The organism is Solibacillus cecembensis (genome assembly GCF_050272495.1).
Classification (GTDB): domain Bacteria; phylum Bacillota; class Bacilli; order Bacillales_A; family Planococcaceae; genus Solibacillus; species Solibacillus cecembensis.
In genome coordinates, this window is record NZ_JBNNMF010000005.1 from 176,801 (window position 1) to 197,331 (window position 20,531).

The 20,531-nt window shown below is 39.0% G+C and carries 21 protein-coding genes, 7 tRNA genes and 1 riboswitch; of the genes, 6 read left to right on the forward strand and 22 right to left on the reverse strand.

Annotated features, from left to right (window positions below; translation table 11 throughout):
• Positions 1-45 precede the first annotated feature (45 nt).
• Complete coding sequence (locus ACQKIH_RS06600; RefSeq protein ID WP_427764277.1) at positions 46-558, forward strand: gamma carbonic anhydrase; 513 nt, start codon at positions 46-48, stop codon at positions 556-558.
• A gap of 115 nt (positions 559-673) precedes the next feature.
• Here the strand turns inward: ACQKIH_RS06600 and ACQKIH_RS06605 are convergent, their stop codons facing one another.
• From ACQKIH_RS06605 to metK, 3 genes are all read right to left on the reverse strand, one after another.
• Entirely contained in the window at positions 674-1,600 is a 927-nt protein-coding gene (locus ACQKIH_RS06605) for a dipeptidase (protein ID WP_427764280.1), read from the reverse strand.
• Positions 1,601-1,606: 6 nt separating this feature from the next.
• Positions 1,607-2,629, reverse strand: a complete 1,023-nt coding sequence (locus ACQKIH_RS06610; RefSeq protein ID WP_427764283.1) for an asparaginase — start codon at positions 2,627-2,629, stop codon at positions 1,607-1,609.
• A gap of 215 nt (positions 2,630-2,844) precedes the next feature.
• Complete coding sequence (gene metK / locus ACQKIH_RS06615; protein ID WP_057989001.1) at positions 2,845-4,041, reverse strand: methionine adenosyltransferase; 1,197 nt, start codon at positions 4,039-4,041, stop codon at positions 2,845-2,847.
• A 360-nt stretch (positions 4,042-4,401) separates the two neighbouring features.
• A riboswitch (SAM riboswitch) is annotated at positions 4,402-4,522 on the reverse strand.
• 201 nt (positions 4,523-4,723) lie between these two features.
• Between metK and pckA the strand changes: the two genes are divergently transcribed.
• Positions 4,724-6,310, forward strand: a complete 1,587-nt coding sequence (gene pckA, locus ACQKIH_RS06620; RefSeq protein ID WP_427764286.1) for a phosphoenolpyruvate carboxykinase (ATP) — start codon at positions 4,724-4,726, stop codon at positions 6,308-6,310.
• Positions 6,311-6,438: 128 nt separating this feature from the next.
• On the opposite strand, the gene ACQKIH_RS06625 is transcribed toward pckA, so the two are convergent.
• The 4 genes from ACQKIH_RS06625 to ACQKIH_RS06640 form a co-directional block, all read right to left on the reverse strand.
• Positions 6,439-7,221 carry an alpha/beta hydrolase family protein gene (locus ACQKIH_RS06625; protein ID WP_427764289.1) on the reverse strand — a complete coding sequence of 261 codons (783 nt, stop codon included), beginning with the start codon at positions 7,219-7,221 and terminating at the stop codon, positions 6,439-6,441.
• The gene (locus ACQKIH_RS06630; RefSeq protein WP_427764292.1) at positions 7,205-7,672 is read right to left on the reverse strand and encodes an NUDIX hydrolase; all 468 of its coding nucleotides are present in this window, start codon (positions 7,670-7,672) and stop codon (positions 7,205-7,207) included. The genes ACQKIH_RS06625 and ACQKIH_RS06630 overlap by 17 nt, the downstream gene beginning before the upstream one ends.
• A 57-nt stretch (positions 7,673-7,729) precedes the next feature.
• Entirely contained in the window at positions 7,730-8,050 is a 321-nt protein-coding gene (locus ACQKIH_RS06635) for a transposase (protein ID WP_427764295.1), read from the reverse strand.
• A 124-nt stretch (positions 8,051-8,174) separates the two neighbouring features.
• Positions 8,175-8,618 (reverse strand): Dps family protein, encoded by a 444-nt coding sequence (locus ACQKIH_RS06640; RefSeq protein ID WP_057988992.1) that lies wholly within the window; start codon positions 8,616-8,618, stop codon positions 8,175-8,177.
• Between the two features lie 284 nt (positions 8,619-8,902).
• Here ACQKIH_RS06640 and ytzI point away from each other — a divergent pair, with 284 nt between their 5' ends.
• The 4 genes from ytzI (at position 8,903) to ACQKIH_RS06660 (ending at position 10,704) form a co-directional block, all read left to right on the forward strand.
• Entirely contained in the window at positions 8,903-9,055 is a 153-nt protein-coding gene (ytzI, locus tag ACQKIH_RS06645) for a YtzI protein (protein ID WP_427764333.1), read from the forward strand.
• A gap of 36 nt (positions 9,056-9,091) precedes the next feature.
• Positions 9,092-9,250 (forward strand): hypothetical protein, encoded by a 159-nt coding sequence (locus tag ACQKIH_RS06650; RefSeq protein WP_169793454.1) that lies wholly within the window; start codon positions 9,092-9,094, stop codon positions 9,248-9,250.
• A complete protein-coding gene (gene yidD / locus ACQKIH_RS06655; protein ID WP_057988990.1) occupies positions 9,247-9,483 on the forward strand; it encodes a membrane protein insertion efficiency factor YidD in 237 nt (78 codons plus the stop codon). Before ACQKIH_RS06650 ends, yidD begins: the two co-directional genes overlap by 4 nt.
• Positions 9,484-9,747: 264 nt before the next feature.
• On the forward strand, positions 9,748-10,704 hold the full coding sequence (locus tag ACQKIH_RS06660; RefSeq protein WP_427764299.1) for a metal ABC transporter solute-binding protein, Zn/Mn family: 957 nt from the start codon (positions 9,748-9,750) through the stop codon (positions 10,702-10,704).
• 72 nt (positions 10,705-10,776) lie between these two features.
• Here the strand turns inward: ACQKIH_RS06660 and ACQKIH_RS06665 are convergent, their stop codons facing one another.
• The 15 genes from ACQKIH_RS06665 to ACQKIH_RS06735 all read right to left on the reverse strand — a co-directional run bounded on the left by ACQKIH_RS06665 (position 10,777) and on the right by ACQKIH_RS06735 (position 20,516).
• On the reverse strand, positions 10,777-11,748 hold the full coding sequence (locus tag ACQKIH_RS06665) for a transglutaminase domain-containing protein (RefSeq protein ID WP_427764302.1): 972 nt from the start codon (positions 11,746-11,748) through the stop codon (positions 10,777-10,779).
• Between the two features lie 24 nt (positions 11,749-11,772).
• Positions 11,773-13,230 (reverse strand): o-succinylbenzoate--CoA ligase, encoded by a 1,458-nt coding sequence (locus tag ACQKIH_RS06670; protein ID WP_427764305.1) that lies wholly within the window; start codon positions 13,228-13,230, stop codon positions 11,773-11,775.
• A gap of 136 nt (positions 13,231-13,366) precedes the next feature.
• A complete protein-coding gene (gene menB / locus ACQKIH_RS06675; protein ID WP_057988983.1) occupies positions 13,367-14,191 on the reverse strand; it encodes a 1,4-dihydroxy-2-naphthoyl-CoA synthase in 825 nt (274 codons plus the stop codon).
• Between the two features lie 26 nt (positions 14,192-14,217).
• Positions 14,218-15,030 carry a 2-succinyl-6-hydroxy-2,4-cyclohexadiene-1-carboxylate synthase gene (menH, locus tag ACQKIH_RS06680; RefSeq protein WP_427764308.1) on the reverse strand — a complete coding sequence of 271 codons (813 nt, stop codon included), beginning with the start codon at positions 15,028-15,030 and terminating at the stop codon, positions 14,218-14,220.
• Positions 15,012-16,745, reverse strand: a complete 1,734-nt coding sequence (menD, locus tag ACQKIH_RS06685; RefSeq protein WP_427764311.1) for a 2-succinyl-5-enolpyruvyl-6-hydroxy-3-cyclohexene-1-carboxylic-acid synthase — start codon at positions 16,743-16,745, stop codon at positions 15,012-15,014. The genes menH and menD overlap by 19 nt, the downstream gene beginning before the upstream one ends.
• On the reverse strand, positions 16,738-18,120 hold the full coding sequence (locus ACQKIH_RS06690) for an isochorismate synthase (RefSeq protein ID WP_427764314.1): 1,383 nt from the start codon (positions 18,118-18,120) through the stop codon (positions 16,738-16,740). Before ACQKIH_RS06690 ends, menD begins: the two co-directional genes overlap by 8 nt.
• Before the next feature lie 415 nt (positions 18,121-18,535).
• Positions 18,536-18,874: a TraR/DksA family transcriptional regulator gene (locus ACQKIH_RS06695; RefSeq protein ID WP_057988975.1), complete on the reverse strand. Its 339-nt coding sequence runs from the start codon at positions 18,872-18,874 to the stop codon at positions 18,536-18,538.
• An 88-nt stretch (positions 18,875-18,962) separates the two neighbouring features.
• Positions 18,963-19,721: a MerR family transcriptional regulator gene (locus ACQKIH_RS06700; RefSeq protein WP_427764319.1), complete on the reverse strand. Its 759-nt coding sequence runs from the start codon at positions 19,719-19,721 to the stop codon at positions 18,963-18,965.
• A 181-nt stretch (positions 19,722-19,902) separates the two neighbouring features.
• A tRNA-Glu gene (locus ACQKIH_RS06705) sits at positions 19,903-19,974 on the reverse strand.
• Positions 19,975-19,983: 9 nt separating this feature from the next.
• Positions 19,984-20,074, reverse strand: a tRNA-Ser gene (locus ACQKIH_RS06710).
• Positions 20,075-20,086: 12 nt separating this feature from the next.
• Positions 20,087-20,161: transfer RNA gene (locus ACQKIH_RS06715), tRNA-Asn, on the reverse strand.
• An 18-nt stretch (positions 20,162-20,179) separates the two neighbouring features.
• Positions 20,180-20,256: transfer RNA gene (locus ACQKIH_RS06720), tRNA-Ile, on the reverse strand.
• 10 nt (positions 20,257-20,266) lie between these two features.
• Positions 20,267-20,340, reverse strand: a tRNA-Gly gene (locus ACQKIH_RS06725).
• Between the two features lie 5 nt (positions 20,341-20,345).
• Positions 20,346-20,421 (reverse strand) — tRNA-Phe (locus ACQKIH_RS06730).
• 19 nt (positions 20,422-20,440) lie between these two features.
• A tRNA-Asp gene (locus tag ACQKIH_RS06735) sits at positions 20,441-20,516 on the reverse strand.
• Positions 20,517-20,531 lie beyond the last annotated feature (15 nt).

Sequence of the window (20,531 nt, forward strand, 5' to 3'; positions counted from 1 at the left end):
TGTTACGATAGCCATAGAATGAAAAAAGAAAAGAGGCGTTTCGAAATGATTTACCCTTATAAAGATAAACACCCTGTTATTGATCCTTCTGCTTTCATTGCAGATTACGCAACGATTACCGGTGATGTCAAAATCGGTGCACAAACTTCTATTTGGTTTAATACGGTCATCCGTGGAGATGTCAACAAAACAATCATAGGTGAGCGCGTGAGTATTCAAGATTTATCGTGCTTACATCAAAGTCCAGCCTGCCCATTAATTATAGAGGATGAGGTGACAGTTGGACATCAAGTAACATTACATAGTTGCACCATTCGTAAACGTGCGTTAATCGGCATGGGTTCCATTATTTTAGATGGGGCTGAAATTGGTGAAGGGGCATTTATCGGTGCTGGTAGTCTCGTGCCACCAGGTAAGGTCATTCCACCGAACACGCTCGCAATGGGACGTCCTGCTAAAGTCGTGCGAGAAGTAACTGCCGAGGACCGTGAAGATATGGACCGCATCATTCGCGAATATGTGGAAAAAGGACAGTATTATAAATCACTGCAGAAGTAATAAAGTGTAATAAGATAAAATCCTAAGTGTTGTTCATTTACTTCAATGAACAACACTTAGGATTAATTTAAATAGTTATGCTCTTTATTTCTCATTCTCCTCGATATGTAAAAAACTACTTCGGACAATGATTTAAAAAGTTTTGGTATGCAAAGCCTTTTACAACTTCTTCTGGATACAGCTTTAACATTTCATTAATTAAATTTTGATGCTGCGCTGCTGTTTCAAGTCCATGTACTTTTTCACTAATGCCATCAAAATCTGAACCTAGCCCAATCAGCTCTTTACCACCTAATGAGCAAATATGATCTACATGATGTAGTAAATCTTTTATCGTCACCCCACCGCTTTGTTTAATAAACTGGGGACTATATACAATATGAATAGGTGCCTTTTTTTGAATCATTGCTTGAATTTGTGCATCTGTTAAATTGCGTGGGTGATCACATAATGCTTTTGCATTGGAATGCGTTGCTATCGCATAGTTTGCATGTTCCATTACATCCCAAAAGCTTTTTTCACTTAAATGAGAAACATCCGTAAAAATTTTATGTTCATTATTTAACTGAATAATTTCTCGTCCAAAACTTGTCACACCTCGTGCCAAATCTTCTCCAACACCATCTGCCGCTTCGTTTGAAAAATTCCAAGTTAATCCTATATTGAGCACACCGAAATCTTTAAATATATGCCACATTTTTATATCGCCTTCAAAGAAATCCACGCCCTCTATCGTTAAAAATGCCCCGATTTCATTTTCTTTTAGCTGTCCGATTTGAGACCATTCTTTTATATGTACCACATGATTTCCAGGAGAAATGACATAATTATTAAAATAATAAATTTGACGAAGTGCGCTTTTAATCTTGTCTTGTTTTGGTATGTCTGGAGAAATGAAAATAGCAAACGCTTGGACTTTCACATGACCCGCGCGTAAATTTTCTAAATTTGCATCTAAATGTTTCGAGTCTAGAAAATTCAGTTTATTATTTTCAAATCTTAACAATACATCACAATGCAAATCAATAATTGGGTAGTTCAAATCACATCACACTTCTTCCTTCATAGTTTTTGAAAGCTTAAAGTTTACTTGTAACTTACCAACAACTTCATTTCGGGCATTTAATACTCTCGGAAGGGCGTATTCGATTAGTTCGTTATACTCGTCAGTTGTAATCAAATCTAATTGTTTCAACAATTCCATTGCCACAGGATAACTTGCACGAGAATTCCCATCATCTATTTTTATTGCAACCCCTAATTTCTTTTCAATATGACCGATACAATAAACACCTTCTGCACCAGCTTTCGCAATGAGCTTGCCCTTACATACTTTTATTAAATCCGAACAAAAACGATCCGTTCCTCCAATCATTTCCGGTTCATCAATAATAGATTGCACCATCTTTTGAATCGCATTAGTTCGCTGTGGATTGTACTTTGAATTTGCCGCTAAATTCGCATAACCAAGTGCAATATTATACATCGGCAGGCAATGTACAGGGACGCCACATCCATCAACCCCCATTTGAATCTTATCGATTGGGTACTCACAGATGTCACTAATTGTGTGTAAAATCCGCTGTTGGACTGGGTGATTCAATTCATAGTAATTTGCAACTTCTTCATTTAAAGCTTTCGCTGTTAATAACATGCCTGTATGCTTCCCCGAACAATTATTATGAATTGCACTAAATTCCTTTTGCTCAGTCAGCATTTTTTCATATGTTTTTGTATGGCGTGGTGGATGTGTACCACATTTTAACGCGCTGATTTGTAAATCTGCTTTATCCAAATTGCCCATGACCGTTTCGGTGTGGAAATCCTCCCCGCTATGAGAAGCACAAAATAACGATATATCTTTAGATGCAAGATCGTACTTTTCGATAATCCCCGCTTCAATTGCCGGGATTACTTGAAATAGTTTCATAGACGAACGGGCAAAGATTTCCCTCTGACTATCACCTAATTGGCTAATAATATTTCCTGCATCATCAACTACTATAATTGTTCCATAATGCTTTGACTCAATGATATTCCCTCTACAAACATGAACTAACTCTGTCGGCATCACAAAACCCTCCATTCTATTAACTCTACATTATAGTTAAAAAATTCAAATAAATCTATATATTTATGATGTCCCCATTGAACCAATAAGTTTCCCCTTAATATATGTAAGTTATTTCTATATTAAATGCTGCAATTTCATTTTCATGAAAAAAAACACAAAAAAGCCGAAACGTTGATTAAACCAACGTTTCGACTTTTCCTAATTCTACCTTATTATAAACCAGCTCTTGCTCGTAATTCCGCTGCTTTATCTGTCTTTTCCCAAGAAACATCTATATCTGTACGACCGAAGTGACCGTATGCCGCTGTTTGCTTGTAAATTGGACGGCGTAAATCAAGCATTTTAATAATGCCTGCTGGACGTAGGTCGAATAATTCACGTACCCACTCCACCATTTGGCTTTCTTCCACTTTCCCTGTGCCGAATGTATCAACAGCAATCGAAACTGGTTGTGCAACACCAATTGCATATGCAAGCTGTACTTCTGCACGATCAGCAAGTCCCGCAGCAACAATGTTTTTGGCAACATAACGTGCTGCATATGCTGCAGAACGGTCAACTTTTGTCGCGTCCTTACCAGAGAATGCTCCACCACCGTGACGCGCATAACCACCGTATGTATCAACGATGATTTTACGACCTGTTAAACCTGCATCGCCTTTAGGTCCACCAATAACGAAGCGGCCTGTTGGGTTAATAAAGTATTTCGTTGCTTCATCTAATAATTCAGCAGGTACGATTGGTTGAATAACATGTGCCTTCATATCTGCTTGAATTTGCTCTAATGTCGCTTCTTCATCATGCTGTGTTGAAATAACAATCGTATCGACACGCACTGGTACGTTATTTTCATCATACTCGATTGTTACTTGTGTTTTACCATCTGGACGTAAGTAATCAAGCTCGCCAGATTTACGAACTTCCGCTAAACGACGCGCTAATTTATGTGCTAATGAGATTGGTAATGGCATAAGCTCTGGTGTTTCGTTACATGCATAACCAAACATTAAGCCTTGATCACCAGCACCAATCGCTTCTAATTCTTCATCTGTCATCGAGCCTTCGCGTGCTTCTAATGCTTGGTCAACACCTTGTGCGATGTCAGGAGATTGCTCACCTACAGCTACAAGAACCGCCAAGTTTTCTGCATCAAAGCCGTATTTACCGCGCGTATAGCCGATACCTGCTACTGTATCACGGATAATACCCTTCATATCTACATATGTAGACGTTGTAATTTCACCCGCAACTAATACTAAGCCTGTTGTTACCGTAGTTTCACAAGCTACACGTGCATTCGGATCTTCTGCTAAAATAGCATCTAAAATGGCATCTGAAATTTGATCACAAATTTTATCTGGATGCCCTTCTGTTACACTTTCTGATGTAAACAGTCGACGATTTTTCATTTCATTTCCTCCTAGGTCACTTTGCAAATTTGATACGGTACTCGTTACCCATGTCCGTTTATAATTCAACTTGCCTATTTGACATTCATCCCCACTTATAAAGAATAGGAGACTTCCGCTGAAACAAGTTAATTATAAACGCCAAGCTTTTCTGCTTTAACACGAGGGTTTTGAAAGGTTGTTTATTTATAGTAAAAACGCGTTTTATTTGAAATTAATATTTTGGCTACTTTACGATTCATAAGAAGTATTACATTCCTTTAGAAACAGTAACTATCACCCAAATAAAAAAAACCCCTCTACTCACATGGTGCGCTTATCACGCGTGAGGAAAGGGGGAATATGTTTCGTTACCTTTCACTCTTATCGTTCAAGGGTAATTCCCCTTGCATCAGGTTGGCACCAACACGTTACGTTATGACACGTATTGCAGGTTGCCGGGTTTCATAGGGCCTGACCCTCCACCAGCTCGGGATAAGAGTATCCGTTCAATTAAACATCTTACGTTAAAAAAAATTGACCGTCAACTAATTTTGTCTTCTTTTCACAACTTGCCTAAATAAGAAAAAATTTTTATCTAATTAGTATAGATAAATGAAGGCAATGTGTTATACTATTTTTGAATTAACTAACCACTCCCCTCCACAAGGGAATACTATGAAAAAAGGATGGTATTTAATCGATGAATTCGGTAGAAATTGCTAACGAGCTGAAAGAACTTTTAAACGGGGAAAACATTAATAACCAATTATCAGTACCACAATTAGTTGAAAAAGCAACATCACGTGGAGAAGCAACATTAACTGTTGATGGTGCATTACGCGCTGAAACAGGCAAATATACAGGCCGCTCTCCTAAAGATAAATATACAGTAGAAGAAGACGACTCTAAAGATAAAATTGACTGGGGTAAAGTCAATCGCCCAATCTCACCTGAAGTGTTTGACAATCTTTATGTTAAAGTTGTTAACTACTTGAAAGAACGCGATGAATTATTCGTATTCAACGGTTTTGCAGGTGCCGATAAAGCATCACAATTATCAATTAAAGTAATTAACGAATATGCTTGGCATAATCTTTTCTGTCATCAATTATTCATCCGTCCAACAGAAGAAGAACTTGCTTCTCACATGGCTGAATTTACAATCGTATCTGCACCAAACTTCAAAGCAGATCCTGCAGTTGATGGGACAGATTCAGAAACATTTATTATCACTTCTCTTGAGAAGAAAATTATTTTAATCGGTGGTACAGAATACGCTGGCGAAATGAAAAAATCAATCTTTGGTATTATGAACTACTTACTACCTGAGCAAGGGATTTTCCCAATGCACTGCTCGGCAAACGTTGGTGAAGAAGGCGATGTTGCTTTATTCTTCGGTTTATCAGGTACTGGTAAAACAACTTTATCTGCAGATGCTGATCGTAAATTAATCGGTGATGATGAGCATGGCTGGTCAGATAATGGTGTGTTCAATATTGAAGGTGGATGTTATGCAAAAACAATCAACCTTTCAGCTGAAAAAGAGCCTGAAATTTACAATGCAATCAAATTCGGTTCGGTTTTAGAAAACGTAGCAGTAGATCCAGAAACACGCATTTGCGATTACGATGATGGTTCATTAACTGAAAACACACGTGTAGCATACCCGATTGATTATATTGACAATATCGTATTACCATCTGTTGCAGGTCACCCAAAAACAATCGTATTTTTAACTGCGGATGCTTTCGGTGTATTACCTCCAGTTTCTAAATTAACAAAAGAGCAAGCGATGTATCACTTCTTAAGTGGTTTCACATCAAAATTAGCTGGTACAGAGCGCGGCGTTACTGAGCCAGAACCAGTATTCTCAACATGCTTCGGTTCTCCATTCTTACCACTACCTGCAACAGTTTATGCAGATCAATTAGGTAAGAAAATTGACGAGCACGGTTCACAAGTATTTTTAGTGAACACAGGTTGGACTGGTGGCGAATACGGTGTAGGTAGCCGTATGAAACTTTCTTATACACGTGCAATGGTACGTGCAGCAATCGAAGGCAAATTAAACGACGTTGAAACAATTCAAGACGCTGTATTCGGATTAAACATCCCAACAGCTGTTGAAGGCGTTCCATCTGAAGTATTAAACCCTCGTGATGCATGGGCAGATAAAGCAGCTTACGATAAAAAAGCAGCTGAACTTGCTGATTTATTCAAAAACAATTTCAAAAAATTTGCCAATGTAGATGAATCAATCTCTACAAAAGGTGGCCCATTAGCTTAATTGCTAAACCATTCCTAAACGACATAACGTTAAAATTTTAACTTCACTATATATTTTATATCATAGAAAAAAAAGGCTAACTCGTAAGTATTTCACTTGCAAGTTAGCCTTCTTTTTTGCTGCTACATTCAATGATGCGACTTCATCCACTCACATAGTTTTTGAACGGTTTCTCTATTGTACTTTGGTGGATAATAATGCTTGTAGCCAGTTGTATACCACGTTTCTACCGGCTTTTCCTCCGCCTTTAAATACCGCTCTAATTGGTACGCATGCTCAATGTCTACATGCGCATCTTCCGTACCATGAATGATTAAAACAGGTGCTTGAACTTGCTCAATTGCATAGAGGGGAGTCCTACTCTCATACAGTTCGGGTACTTTATTTGGCGTCCCACCGATAATGCGTTTTAAGCCTCTGCGCATGTCCACTCGTTCCCAGTAAGTAGCCCCCGCATCAGACACACCCGCCCATGTGACAACGGACTGGATATCATTTCGGATAATCGCTGTCCACAATACCATCAAACCACCGCGTGAAAAACCGTATAAGTGAACGTTATCTTTCTTTATAAATTGCTTTAGTACATCCACACCGTACACTGCATCAAAACGATCTTCCCCAGCAAACTCATCTTTTCCTTCTCCCCCGCGATTCCCCCGGTAATACGGAGCAAACACGACAAAGCCTTGTGCCGCAAATTGAGCAATGCGCGCCGGACGAACCATGCCAATCGATTGTAAGCCCCCACGTAAATACAGTAAGCCTTCATAGTCCCCTTGCTGTTTTGGACGTGCAAGCAAGCCTTTTACCCGTAGCCCTTGTGACCAATATGTAATTTCATCTAACCGAATCGCTGGGTTTGGAGAAGGATAGTTTCGCATGGAAAAGATTTCACCATTGTCTTTCATGATTTTTCACTTCCTGTAACATCTTCTTCATCCCCGCATCTCGCATGTAAAAGCTCAAATTCGGTTGTTGCCAAAGTTCATCTTCCGTAAGCCATAACATGCCTTCCGTTTCATAATCGCCAACAAAAGGTTCGATTGTTTTTACTTTTGCTGTAAATACCGCCTTACAAAACGGAATTTCATCATGCACAATATAATAGGCAAACCATTTCACATCTTCAATACGCACAGTTGCTTCTTCATACACTTCTCGAACAGCGGCCTCTTCTAATGTTTCATCCACTTCTTGCTTGCCACCAGGGAATTCAACGCCACGACGGTGATGAATCGTGCACAGCCATTTCCCTTCATACTGCACAAGTACTAATACATGTTTTGGTTCCACCTCAAACGGTCCTTCATCAAATCGTAAATCCACTTGAAATCCATTTTCATCTGTAAATGTAAACATCGTTGCACTCATCTCCTATTCATTAGTAGTGTAGCGAACGATTGGCATACATTCAACTTAGAGAGTGGCTGCGCGTTGAAAAAATGGCAGCTGTTCAACGAATTTTTTCGCCTTGTCATCCCCAAATTCATGAATAAGTGCGTAGATTTTTTGAAGTCGGCGATCGATATCATGATTGGCTTTGTCCATATGATACGGTATGCAAGGTAAATGTGCTCGGAACGCATTGGAAGCTTCTAAATGTTGGATTTGATTAAAGAGTTTTGCAAATACACGTGCTTTTAAAGGCTCCATTTGTAATATAAATTCATACGCAGAGCCTGGATGGAAATTACAAGTTAAATGAGCAACCGATACATAGATTTTTTGTTTTTGCATAAATAACACCTCCACACATAAACTGTGCTATTTCAGTATTTAATATGCATAATTTTACTTTTCTAACGAATAAAAAATGGCATTTGGACGCGAAGTCAAATGCCATTTTTTCGTTTAGTTTTATTTATTTCCCTAAAAACGCATTCAACATCCATGCGTGCTTTTCTAGGCTTTGATAATTAGCATTTAATAAATCTTCTGTACGATCATCGCCTTCTTCAGCCGCTGTTTCCATCGCTTTTTTCAATGCTTTCATAATGATTTGGAAATCGGCAATTGTCGTTTTCACCATTTCTTCTGTTGCTTCATTTCCCGTTGCTTCCTGTATAAGCGATAAGTTGAGATGCTCTTTTAATGTTGCTACTGGTTTGCCACCTTTAGATAAAATACGTTCTGCCATTTCATCTAAGTTTAATGTAACCTCATTGTACAGTTCTTCAAATTTTTCATGTAATGTAAAAAATGACGGCCCAGTTACATACCAATGATAGTTATGTAATTTTGTGTAAAGGACAGACCAAGTTGCTACTAATTCATTTAATTCGGAATTTAATGCTGTTTTCGTCATGTTAATCACTCCATCTTTTTTTCTTCATACAAAATGATTGGAAAGGTACACCACACGCACCATTCCGGTCTTTAGTGGTTTCACTAAATCACATCATCTACCCATATAATACCTCTCCCACATATATCCTGTTGTGACAATTTGTCGACATTATCCTGTCCTATTCATTATTTCCCTTCTAATAAAATTCAAACATTCAAAATTCAACGTTTAGTCAAATTTCCAGCAAATTTTTATTGTAAAATGGAGTAAGTTCTTCCATATAAGGAGTGAGGATTTTGCCGATGTCATTAATTATTATTTTTTCCTTTTTAGTTATCATCCTAATAACTGGGCTTTTTCTCTTCGCAGTCAATACAGGATACCGCGTAAAGCATACCATTGATGAAATTTCGCATGATCCTATTATTACCGAGAGTAAAAAAGACCAAAATTAATGGATTTCGTCTATTATAATAAAATGAGGTGAAATGATGAGTTTACCAATCGTACTTATTATTATAGTTACAATTATGGGGATTTTTGCATTCGCGATTTTCTTCCTCGCTAAGAAAAACAATGTCTCTATGAAGCAAACTGTCGATGCAAGTCCTGTACGTGCCTACAAAAATGGAGAGCAGGAAAAGAATTGAAAAAGCTATTTATTGGGCTCATTCGCATTTATCAAAAGTATTTATCACCAATGAAGCCCCCCTCTTGCCGCTTTCACCCTACTTGTTCCCACTATGGGGTTGAGGCAATTGAAAAGCATGGTGCAATCAAAGGCTTCATTATGACGGTTATCCGCATATTAAAATGCCAGCCGCTTCACCCAGGTGGTTTTGATCCAGTCCCAGATAAATGGCCTTCAAAAAAAAGTAAGTAACGTTATACGAGCATTTCCCCGTACAAACTATGCGGGGAAATGTAAGATAGCTCGTTCTATCCATCAGTTTTGGCTTTCTATCCACCACTTTTACATTTCTATCCGTATTAGCCATAAATACTAACGGTTACACAAAAAACAGCAACCCACATGATTTATTTGTAAGGGCTACTGTTTTTTTTATTGTGTTTTGGGCAACCATATTGTATGATTGAAAATGTCAAAAATATAAATCGTAACAATTACTATTTAGGGAGTTTTTTTATGAAAAAATTATTCGTTTTACTTTCGATGTTCGCTGTCTTATTAGCAGCTTGTAGTGCAGATGATTCGGCTACTTCAAATAATCAACCCGCGGACAATCAATTATCCGTTTACACAACGGTTTACCCACTGCAATACTTCACAGAACGCATTGGTGGGGAGTTTGTTCAAGTTTCTTCTATATACCCTGTTGGCGCAAACGAACATACATTTGAACCGACACAAAAGAATATGATGGATTTAGCAGATGCCGATTTATTTTACTATATTGGATTAGGCCTCGAAGGTTTTGTTGAAAACGCAGAAAAAACATTAGCAAAAGAAGACGTGAAATTCGTTGCCACTGCTGCAAGTGTAACGGAAGAGCAACTTGATATTTCAACGGGTCACTCGCATGAAGAAGAGACTAACGAAGCGGGACATGGACATCAAGAACATGATGCACATGTTTGGCTATCTCCTATCATTTCTCAGGAATTAGCCCGTTCTATTAAAGATGAGTTAGTAGCAGCTTTACCAGAGCAGGAAGCGCTATTCAACAAGAACTATGAACAGTTAGTAGGCGAGCTAAACGAACTGAATGGCGAGCTAGAATCCATGGCCGCCACAACTGCCAAAAAAACATTTTTCGTATCGCATGCAGCATTTGGTTATTTAGCGGGTCAATATGGCTTAACGCAAGTTTCGATAGCGGGATTAAACTCTCAAAGTGAGCCTTCTCAAAAAGAATTAACAGCAATTGTAGATTTAGCAAAAAAGGAAAACATTCACTATATTTTCTTCGAGCAAAATGTTTCATCTAATTTAACGAAAATTATTCAAAAAGAATTAGGTGCCGAAACGTTAATCTTGCATAATTTAAGCGTCCTGACAAAAGAGGATGTCGCCAATAATGAAGATTACTTTACGCTTATGCGAAAAAATATGAGCGCGTTAACAAAAGCACTAGCGCACTAATTTTCCATTTAAAAAAGACATTTTGGTGAGAATCAAAATGTCTTTTTCATTTATTAGTAGATAAATCGTTAGTTAAATCATCATTAAAAATCGTTCTTTATGTTGTTGAAACTGAATTTTAGCGATAGCTATCACTTTCAATGTGGCTAAATCCATTTGATACATTTTTTTATCTTTTTCGCTAATAAAGTAAAATTGGTTTTTAATCGTGAACGCCTGATTCGCTACTTGAAAACCTTTGTATTTCTCACTTTTTGCCGCTGGATATTCATCTTGCTCCCAAAAATGCGTTTTAGCCATTTGCTTATCTGTTAACATGAAGTATTTATAGCGAACCTCATCATTTTTGTTGCCAATCGGGTCGTCCCATGTCGGATCCACATGATACCATTCACCACTTACTTTAGCTAAAATCCATGCATGGCGCTCATTATTAGAGTAGCCTTTGACGTATTTAGCCTCTACATTTAATTCTTCTAGCATTTTATACATAAGTAAAGCATATGCCTGACAAACACCTTTTTGCTCCGTTAAAAATGTATAAGTTGTATACTGACTATTTTTTGTATTGCTTGAGTAACTTCCATTTAATACAATATAATCATGCACGGCTTTCACTTTTTCAAATTCTGTCGCGCCTTTTTTAATAATTTCCGGCAAAATTTTATCTACTTCCGCATTGACGTACAATTCCTTTTTTTGATCGGTCAAATAGGTCATATTAAAAGTAATCGTTCCCTTATTCCCCGTATACTTCATCTTCATTTCCCATTTTGAAGTGTTTTCATAAATATATTGATGTTCTTTCCGAATCTCATCCATCGTCTTTTTAAGTACTGTTTTTAATTTTGCAAAATCCCCTTCATAAGAAAAAGTAAAATTTTTATTATAATTTCCCATCTGTTTTAAAATGTCATCTTTTAGAGTTTTCTCAGTAGAAATTTGATCAGCATACACTATATTTGTCTCAAAAACACTCCATACAGTCGGTAAAGTACTCATGAATAATAATGTTACTAACAATAAACGTATTAGCATTTTCATAAAGTGGAACCTCCAAATGGTATATCAGTCAGCTTTGCAATCATTTTCCCCATCAAGTAGCTGCAATAAATTTCTTCTTACTAATTTATTCGAACCATTACGCGGTAATTCATTTACAAAATAGATCGATTTCGGTATTTTATAATTCGCAAGGCTTCGTTTACAAAAGTCGATGATTTCCTGCTCTGTCACGTCATTTCTCTTCACAACAAAAGCAATCGGAATTTGTCCCCATTTTTCATGCGCAATCCCACAAACCCCAGCTTCTTTTATCGAAGGGTGCGCTAAAAGACAATTCTCGATTTCAGCCGGATAAATATTTTCACCACCTGAAATAATTAAATCCGCGCGTCGATCCACAACATATAAATAACCGTCCTCATCTAAATAACCTAAATCCCCCGTATGCAGCCAGCCGTCTACCGTTGTCGGCGTGTCTTTATATTTTCCGATATAACGCGGAGTAACATGGGGACCACGAATTAATATTTCACCAATTTCTTCGCCTTGCTGCTTGGCAATTTGAATTTGATTAAAAAATAATGGCTTCCCTGCTGAACCAAGGTGATTCATTGCATCCTCATTTGCCAAAGTAGCTGTTTGAGAGGCCGTTTCTGTCATCCCATACGTTTGCGCAACAGGAATTTCTAATTTGCTGGCACGTTTTAAATAATCCACCGGCACGGGTCCACCACCTGCAAGCATCGTCGTAAACTCGTGACTCGCCTTTTTACCTTGCAGCTCCATCTCCGTTAATATCGTTTCTAACGTCACAGCGACAACCGACATTTTCGTAACCGTGCCTTCGATAATTTCCTCTGCACATTGTTTGCCATCAAATTTTTCATATAAACGTATTTTCATGCCGTATAATAACGACCTCACAACAATTGAAAAACCACTTATATGAAAAATCGGTACCGTACAAAGCCATGTATCTTGCTCTTTTATGCCTAAATTTAATGCGGAACTAAGGGCACTCGCGCTATGATTGCCAACCGTTTGGCAAACGCCCTTTGGAAAGCCTGTCGTTCCAGACGTATACATAATGGTCATCGCAAATTGCTCGTACCATTCCTGCGCGATGTCAAAGGGTTGCTGTTGTTTTTGCACAAGCTCTGAAAATCGAATAATCCGCGCATCTGTTTGAAGTTTTACGATTTCGTCATCATGCACTATAATCGCATCTACTTCAGCATCTTCTATTTGATACGCTAATTCTTGCTTAGAAAGGCGACTATTTAACATAACCATTTCACATTGTGCTTGCATGCAACTATAAATGACTTGTATAAGCTGTGGGGTAGATGGTGCTAAAATCGCGACCCGCTTCCCATTTGTTAATCCAAAAGCATTTAATTGATACGCCATTTTTACTGATTGCTCATACAGCTCTTGGAATGTCCATTGTTGCCCATGAAAACTTAAAGCAATTCGGTTCGGCGTTAAATAAGCGCGTTGTTTAATCCAGTTTGGTTGCATTGTTTTCCTCAACTTTCTTATCCCTTATTTATATTCATCTGCGTCGTTGCTCATTCATACGTTTATTTTTTACATTCTATTCCAAAAGAAAAGAGCACACAAAGTGTATGCTCTTTTCGTGATGTATGCTAACCCATCAAGGGAAACGTGGGAATTGACCGAAATCAGGTTTACGCTTTTCTTTGAATGCGTCACGACCTTCTTTTGCTTCTTCCGTTGTATAGTATAAAAGTGTCGCGTCACCAGCTAATTGCTGGATACCTGCTAAACCATCTGTATCTGCGTTCATTGCAGCTTTTAAGAAACGTAATGCAGTTGGTGACATTTCAAGCATTTCTTCACACCATTTTACTGTTTCGTCTTCTAATTGCTCGTATGGTACCACCGTATTAACTAAGCCCATATCAAGTGCTTCTTGTGCATCATATTGACGACATAAGTACCAAATTTCACGTGCTTTTTTATGGCCAACGATACGTGCTAAATAGCCTGAACCGTAACCAGCGTCAAATGAACCTACTTTTGGACCTGTTTGTCCGAAACGAGCATTTTCAGCAGCAATCGTTAAGTCACATACAACATGTAATACGTGACCACCGCCGATTGCATAACCTGCAACCATTGCCACTACTGGCTTTGGAATTTTACGGATTAATGTTTGTAAATCTAAAACATTTAAACGTGGAATATTATCTTCGCCTACATAACCGCCGTTACCACGAACTTTTTGGTCGCCGCCTGAACAGAATGCATGTTCACCTTCACCAGTTAAAATAATTGTACCTACACGCTCATCATCACGTGCACGTGTAAATGCGTCGATCATTTCCGCTGTTGTTTTTGGGCGGAATGCGTTGCGTACTTCTGGACGGTTAATCGTAATTTTTGCGATCCCGTTATAAAACTCATACTTAATATCTTCATACGTATGTAATGAAGTCCATAAACGTTGCTTAGTCATCGTCATTTCCCCTTAGTCATTTAAATTTATGAAATCGTTTCCTTTACTATTGTAGCAAACTTTATCGGATTTTCCACATGAATTGCATGTCCAACAGCTGGAACTATCATATGTTTTGCATTTGGCAGTCGCTGTTGCATTTGTTCATTCAACGTGATAAATTTCTGATCCAATTCACCTGTAATTAATGTAACAGGAACCGCAATTTTTTTCAGTTCGTTCAAAAGTGCCGGCATGACACCTGTACCCATCCCGCGCAAACTATTGGCCAAACCAATTTCTCTTTGCATCATTCGTTCATTTCGTATTTCAGCTTGAACGGCTTGTGGCAAATTTTTTTGTGAAGCGAAAAGAGGAATGTTCTCCCACTTGTCAATAAACGATTGCAAACCGTAGTGAACAATTTTATCGGCTAACGTATCATCTGCATTTTTTCGAGCGAGTCGTTCAGCTTGTTCTTCAAGCCCAGGTGATGCACTTTCTAAAATAAGCTGTGCGACACGCTTCGGGTAACGCGCTGTATAACTTAATGCAACACGTCCCCCCATCGAATAACCGACAAGTGTAAACGTCCGAACTACTAGCTGCTCAAACAGATCTTCTAGCAATTGAATTTGCGCTTCCATTGAATAAGCATCTACCGTTTGTGGCGCTGCACTTTGCCCATGCCCGACCAAATCTATCGTAATGATTTTAACAGAAGTCGGTAGTTCCTTTACGACATGTTGCCACGTTTTTGTACTGCCTGTAAAGCCATGTAACAGCACGAGCGTATTTTTGGCCCCGTCATTAAAAACTTCTACATGCACCGCTTGCTCATTTACAATGAATCGAGCCATTCGTTTAGCACCTCTTGAATGCGGTTCCACAATGCACGATGTTCCGTCACATTATCCGCGCGATTCGTAAAGCCTTCAATAATTTTCACAGCGCTCTGTTTTGGTTGCTGTAATGCTGTGACAAGTTCATCGACATTCGAAGCCTTTTGATAGTCAAAGTTATACATAGCCGCTACTTGCTCGAATGTAAGTGCTGTTGGCGTACCGAATAAATCCTCATAATGTGCTTCCACCGATGCTTGCGGTAAATAGGAGAAGATCCCCCCACCGTCATTATTCATCACAATAACCGTTAAATCACACGGTTGATAGCGCGTTGCAATAAAGGCATTCACATCATGTAAAAATGCTAAATCCCCGATTAAGATATACGTTTGACGCTGAGGTCGCCCTTTGCTAAATCCAAGCGCCGTTGACATCACACCATCAATGCCATTCGTACCTCGGTTCGCAAACACTTGTAAATCTTTTTTAGAAGTAGTCAAAAACGTATCCAAATCACGAATTGGCATGCTACTGCTCACGAATAAATCTGCTTCATTCGATAAGTTTTCGAGCATTGCTTGCACCATAGCTCCTTCATCTGTCGCATCAGCTGCATATTTTTCGATAACATCTAATGCAAGCAAATCAGCCATTTTCCAAAATTGCGCAAACGGAGCCTCTGTTAATCGATTATCAATTGGCATGTCAGCTAACCATTGTCCAACAAGCGCTTGAATGAAATGGGTAGAAACATGTGTTGAATCACGGTACATTGGATCTTCATCTATAATGACATAGCTTTGTGGCTGGGCATGCTCAATAAATTTCATTAAAAACTTCGATACAGGCTGTGCGCCAAAGCGAATGACCGTTTGTGGAGCTACATTACGTTTAAATCGTTCATTTTTCATTAATGCATCATATGTAGAAATCGCATAAAGCTGGCAGTCTTCCGGTACTTCAGTACGCAAATTCGATAGACTCTCAATCATGACAGGCCATTGTACTTTACGAATGAAATCCCATAAATACGACGTGTCCGTACCAAGTGGTAATTCCCCTACAATAATTAACCCTGTACGCGTTTGGTTAATCATCTGCGCTAATTCTGAAATCGCAGTTTTTGAAGGTGCTAACTCACTTATATAGCTGCTAGCAAAAGTTGGTTTCGGTAAAGTTTCTTTAAAATCGATTAATAATGGTTCACGGAATGGGATATTGAGATGAACCGGTCCATACGGGGCAGTCATCGCAATATTGACCGCGCGCACGGTATGTCGTTCAATAAATGGCAATGTTTGTGGTGCATCATCTGGAATTGGGAATTCCGCCGACCATTTTACATTTTCACCGTATATGCGTACTTGATTAATCGTCTGTGGTGCACCCACTTCACGTAATTCATGTGGACGATCCGCCGTTAAAACAATGAGTGGCACACGCGCATATTTTGCCTCGATAATCGCTGGGTAGTAATTTGCTGCTGCTGTGCCAGACGTACACAAAAGCACGACTGGTTTTGCTGTAGATTTCGCTAAACCTAGTGCATAAAAAGCTGCCGCACGTTCATCTACTTGTCGGTGCATTTGAAACGCTTCTGTTGATGCAAACGCATAGGCAAGTGGTGTCGAGCGTGACCCTGGACTAATGACAACATTTTTAACACCTGCTTGTACAAGCGTTGCGACAATTTTATATACATAATTCGTTAAAACTTCACGTTCATTCATGTAATTGTCCCCCTAAAGCGCGTAACATTGGACGGAACTTCACCAGCGTTTCGTCATACTCTGAAGCTGCGTCAGAATCCGCTACAATGCCGCCTCCCGCATATAAATAAGCCTTATCCTTCACTAAAGCAGCCGAACGAATTGCAACGGCAAACTCTCCGTTACCATCTGCGTCCAACCAACCAATTGGTGCCGCATAAAGTCCGCGATTCATCGGCTCATATTTTCGAATCATTTCGAGTGCCTGCATTCTTGGAACACCACCGAGAGCTGGAGTAGGGTGCAAATGCTTTACGAATTGTAAAATCGTCGCATCATCTTGTAACTTCCCTTCTACCGGTGTATATAAATGCTGGATATCTCTTATTTTCAGCAATTTTGGATCGTTTGGCACTTTAACATCTGAGCAATTTTTTTCGAATGTTTCTGTAATCATTTCCACTACATAATGATGCTCACCGCGATTTTTTGTATCATTTAATAAGCTTTGACCAAGCGCCTCATCATCTTCTGCTGTTTTGCCGCGCTTAATCGAACCTGCGACACACGAAGAATAAGCTAGACCATTCTCGACTTTCACTAATCGTTCAGGAGATGCCCCGTAAAACAGCATGTCCTGATGCTCTAACCCAAATAAATAGCTATTTGGCTGTTCATTTTCAACATGCGATAAAATTTGATGTGATGAAATGGCTTGCTCAAATTGCAACGCTAATGAACGTGCAATGACCACCTTTTGCGCCTCATTTGCTTTAATTAAATCCGTTACTTGATCAATGGATTGTAAATAAGCCTCTTTATGTGGTTCCCCGTAGCTAATCATCGACGGCTTTGCATACGTTTTTACTTCATTCAGATGTGCTACCTGAATGAATGCATCACGCTCTTTTCGTAAATTGTCAAAAAGCGATTCACTATTTTCATCTTCTGTCATTAAATGAATCGTTACATACACTTTGTCATTACGAATGACTAATTGATGCGTGGCCACTGTAAAATAACTTTGAGGGAAATTTGACCATTCCCCGGATACTTCGTTTTTTGGATCAAACGTAAAGCCACCAAATAAAATCGGCTGTAATTCCTGTTCTTCTTGAACAATTTGGTTCGTCAATTTTTTCCATTCATGCTCTACATGATCGAAACGATTTTCACCATCGTTATTTTCGATTACATAGGCATGTCCTAAGCCAACTAATGTAAACGTTTTTTCACGATTTTGCCAATAAAATCGACGTTTCCCGTAAAGCGATTCACCCGCCGCAAAAAAAGTCAACGCTGATAAATGGCTTACCTCTATTGTTTCCATATAAAAACTTCGCTTCGAATTTAAGCCTACTTCTATCTCAGTGGCATTGTACCACTTGTGTTGCATGAAAATTCCCTCCGTCACGTTGCATATTCACTAAGTTTGTTCGTTCATTATTTTAATCAATTATTCACTTATTTACGTTCGCCCTGTAAATAATGTCTTTCCTATCATACCATTTTTCAAACAAAGGTTGTATGGATAAGCTATTGCCCTTTTCATTTTGTTTACGTTCAATTAGAAAAGTGGGGATATTGATTAGAGTATGAAGCTGAATACTTTATGTCAAAAATCATTGGAGTGAATACACGTTTTAAACTAAGGCTTGATAACGACAATTCTATTGGCATCATTTTTACTTACTTCCCATAATAGATTAAGAACAAGGGAAAATTGATACCCTTTCCTGTTATTCACTAAAAAATCCAGCCACTTGTGCAAATTTCGCACGAGTAGCTGGATTTTTATATAGTACTAATTTTCATACTTCATCGGAATGATCTACACATGTAAGTGCTGTCGGAATCACTTCTAACCGCCCAAATGAGATTTCCTCATTGCATACGATACAACGGCCATAGGTTCCTTCTTCCATTGCCTTTAAAGCGAGTTGTATTTTTTCAATTTCTTCTTCTTTAAAATCATCCATCGTAATTTCTGTCGTTACGATTGTTAAGTCCGTAGCAGCATCCGCCGGGTGTGTTTCTACCGATGATAGCTCCGAGTTTTCCGCAGTTGGCACCTCGTGAATATGCGCTTGTAAATTTGCTAATTCATCCGTTAACTGTTTTTTAAATTGTTTTAATTGATTTGCATCCATTTCTAGCCCCCCTAATCCCTCTATTTATTTCCTATATTTTCGATTTTAAACATAGCTAGGGAATTAGAAGGTTATGCTGTATACAGCGTTACTTTACATATTCTAAAATCGCATCATGTAAAAATTGCGTTGTGCCCTTACCAACTCTATCATCATAATATGCAGTGAAACGTTCATCGTGTAAATACATTTGCGCTAGGCCTGCATGCGCTTGCGGCGTATACTTTGCCCAATAAAAGCTGAGCCAACGTTTATGCAATTCTGCTACTTCCATTGCAACTTCAGCGCTTGCATCTCCACCCACCATTGCTTCCTTTAAGCGCTCAAACAGCATTTGTTCTAGTTGGTTAACCGATTCATATTGTTCTTCTGTCATATTTTTCAATTTACCGTAGCTTGCTAAAACTTGCTCTTCCCCATATTTCCCACGAATTTCTTCCCCGTACTGCTTGTCATTATCTTCAATCATCTTATTTTTAAACGCCTCAAACTTTTGTTCATTCGTCATCACTTTTTCCCCTTCCATTACTTGAATCGTATTTTGTATTGTTATAATTAAACCATCTAAATAATTGCGTTTTTGCTCTAGCATTTCATGTTGTTTCCTAAGTGCTTCATTCACATTAAAATCCGGTGCATCCAATATTCGCTGAATTTCTTCTAGTTTAAAATCCAACTCTCGATAAAATAATATTTGTTGCAGTCGGTCAATGTCGGTCACATTATATTGACGATAGCCATTGTCTCCCGTATCAGACGGGGTCAACAAGCCAATTTCATCATAGTACCGAAGCGCCCGCTTACTCAGCCCAGACAGCTTTGCTAATTCATTAATCAGCATTTTCATCACCTCTATGTTGTACTATAAAGGATAACGTAACGAGAAGGTCAAGGGGGGATGAAATTTATTTTTGCACCAAATAGAAATGGACATTTTACTCCAAAAGAAACAACTTAACTATTCTTGAAATCACAAAAAACGCCACATACGATTTAGACGTATGTAGCGTTTTTCTTATTATGTATGATGACCCGTACGGGATTCGAACCCGTGTTACCGCCGTGAAAGGGCGGTGTCTTAACCGCTTGACCAACGGGCCTTCATTCTATGGCGGAGAAGGAGGGATTCGAACCCTCGCACCGCTTACGCGATCTACACCCTTAGCAGGGGCGCCCCTTGAGCCACTTGGGTACTTCCCCACAGAATAAAAATGGCTCCGAAGGTAGGACTCGAACCTACGACCAATCGGTTAACAGCCGATTGCTCTACCACTGAGCTACTTCGGAATAATTATGATACTTTAATGGTGGGCCTAAATGGACTCGAACCATCGACCTCACGCTTATCAGGCGTGCGCTCTAACCAGCTGAGCTATAGGCCCTTAAAATAATTGGAGCGGGTGAAGAGAATCGAACTCTCATCATCAGCTTGGAAGGCTGAGGTTTTACCACTAAACTACACCCGCATATATGGTGGGTCAGGACGGAATCGAACCGCCGACACTTAGAGCTTCAATCTAATGCTCTACCAACTGAGCTACTGACCCATAATACTTAAATATAAAATGGCGGTCCCGACCGGGATCGAACCGGCGATCTCCTGCGTGACAGGCAGGCATGTTAACCGCTACACCACGGGACCATTTGGTTGCGGGGA

Bases quoted from the DNA above. Each gene is read 5' to 3' on its own strand.
- ACQKIH_RS06600 (WP_427764277.1), top strand. From the start codon at position 46: ATGATTTACCCTTATAAAGATAAACACCCTGTTATTGATCCTTCTGCT.
- ACQKIH_RS06610 (WP_427764283.1), bottom strand. From the start codon at position 2,629: ATGCCGACAGAGTTAGTTCATGTTTGTAGAGGGAATATCATTGAGTCA.
- metK (WP_057989001.1), bottom strand. From the start codon at position 4,041: ATGAAAAATCGTCGACTGTTTACATCAGAAAGTGTAACAGAAGGGCAT.
- pckA (WP_427764286.1), top strand. From the start codon at position 4,724: ATGAATTCGGTAGAAATTGCTAACGAGCTGAAAGAACTTTTAAACGGG.
- ACQKIH_RS06625 (WP_427764289.1), bottom strand. From the start codon at position 7,221: ATGAAAGACAATGGTGAAATCTTTTCCATGCGAAACTATCCTTCTCCA.
- ACQKIH_RS06630 (WP_427764292.1), bottom strand. From the start codon at position 7,672: ATGTTTACATTTACAGATGAAAATGGATTTCAAGTGGATTTACGATTT.
- ACQKIH_RS06635 (WP_427764295.1), bottom strand. From the start codon at position 8,050: ATGCAAAAACAAAAAATCTATGTATCGGTTGCTCATTTAACTTGTAAT.
- ACQKIH_RS06640 (WP_057988992.1), bottom strand. From the start codon at position 8,618: ATGACGAAAACAGCATTAAATTCCGAATTAAATGAATTAGTAGCAACT.
- ytzI (WP_427764333.1), top strand. From the start codon at position 8,903: ATGTCATTAATTATTATTTTTTCCTTTTTAGTTATCATCCTAATAACT.
- ACQKIH_RS06650 (WP_169793454.1), top strand. From the start codon at position 9,092: ATGAGTTTACCAATCGTACTTATTATTATAGTTACAATTATGGGGATT.
- ACQKIH_RS06660 (WP_427764299.1), top strand. From the start codon at position 9,748: ATGAAAAAATTATTCGTTTTACTTTCGATGTTCGCTGTCTTATTAGCA.
- ACQKIH_RS06665 (WP_427764302.1), bottom strand. From the start codon at position 11,748: ATGAAAATGCTAATACGTTTATTGTTAGTAACATTATTATTCATGAGT.
- ACQKIH_RS06670 (WP_427764305.1), bottom strand. From the start codon at position 13,230: ATGCAACCAAACTGGATTAAACAACGCGCTTATTTAACGCCGAACCGA.
- menB (WP_057988983.1), bottom strand. From the start codon at position 14,191: ATGACTAAGCAACGTTTATGGACTTCATTACATACGTATGAAGATATT.
- menH (WP_427764308.1), bottom strand. From the start codon at position 15,030: ATGGCTCGATTCATTGTAAATGAGCAAGCGGTGCATGTAGAAGTTTTT.
- menD (WP_427764311.1), bottom strand. From the start codon at position 16,745: ATGAATGAACGTGAAGTTTTAACGAATTATGTATATAAAATTGTCGCA.
- ACQKIH_RS06690 (WP_427764314.1), bottom strand. From the start codon at position 18,120: ATGCAACACAAGTGGTACAATGCCACTGAGATAGAAGTAGGCTTAAAT.
- ACQKIH_RS06695 (WP_057988975.1), bottom strand. From the start codon at position 18,874: ATGGATGCAAATCAATTAAAACAATTTAAAAAACAGTTAACGGATGAA.
- ACQKIH_RS06700 (WP_427764319.1), bottom strand. From the start codon at position 19,721: ATGAAAATGCTGATTAATGAATTAGCAAAGCTGTCTGGGCTGAGTAAG.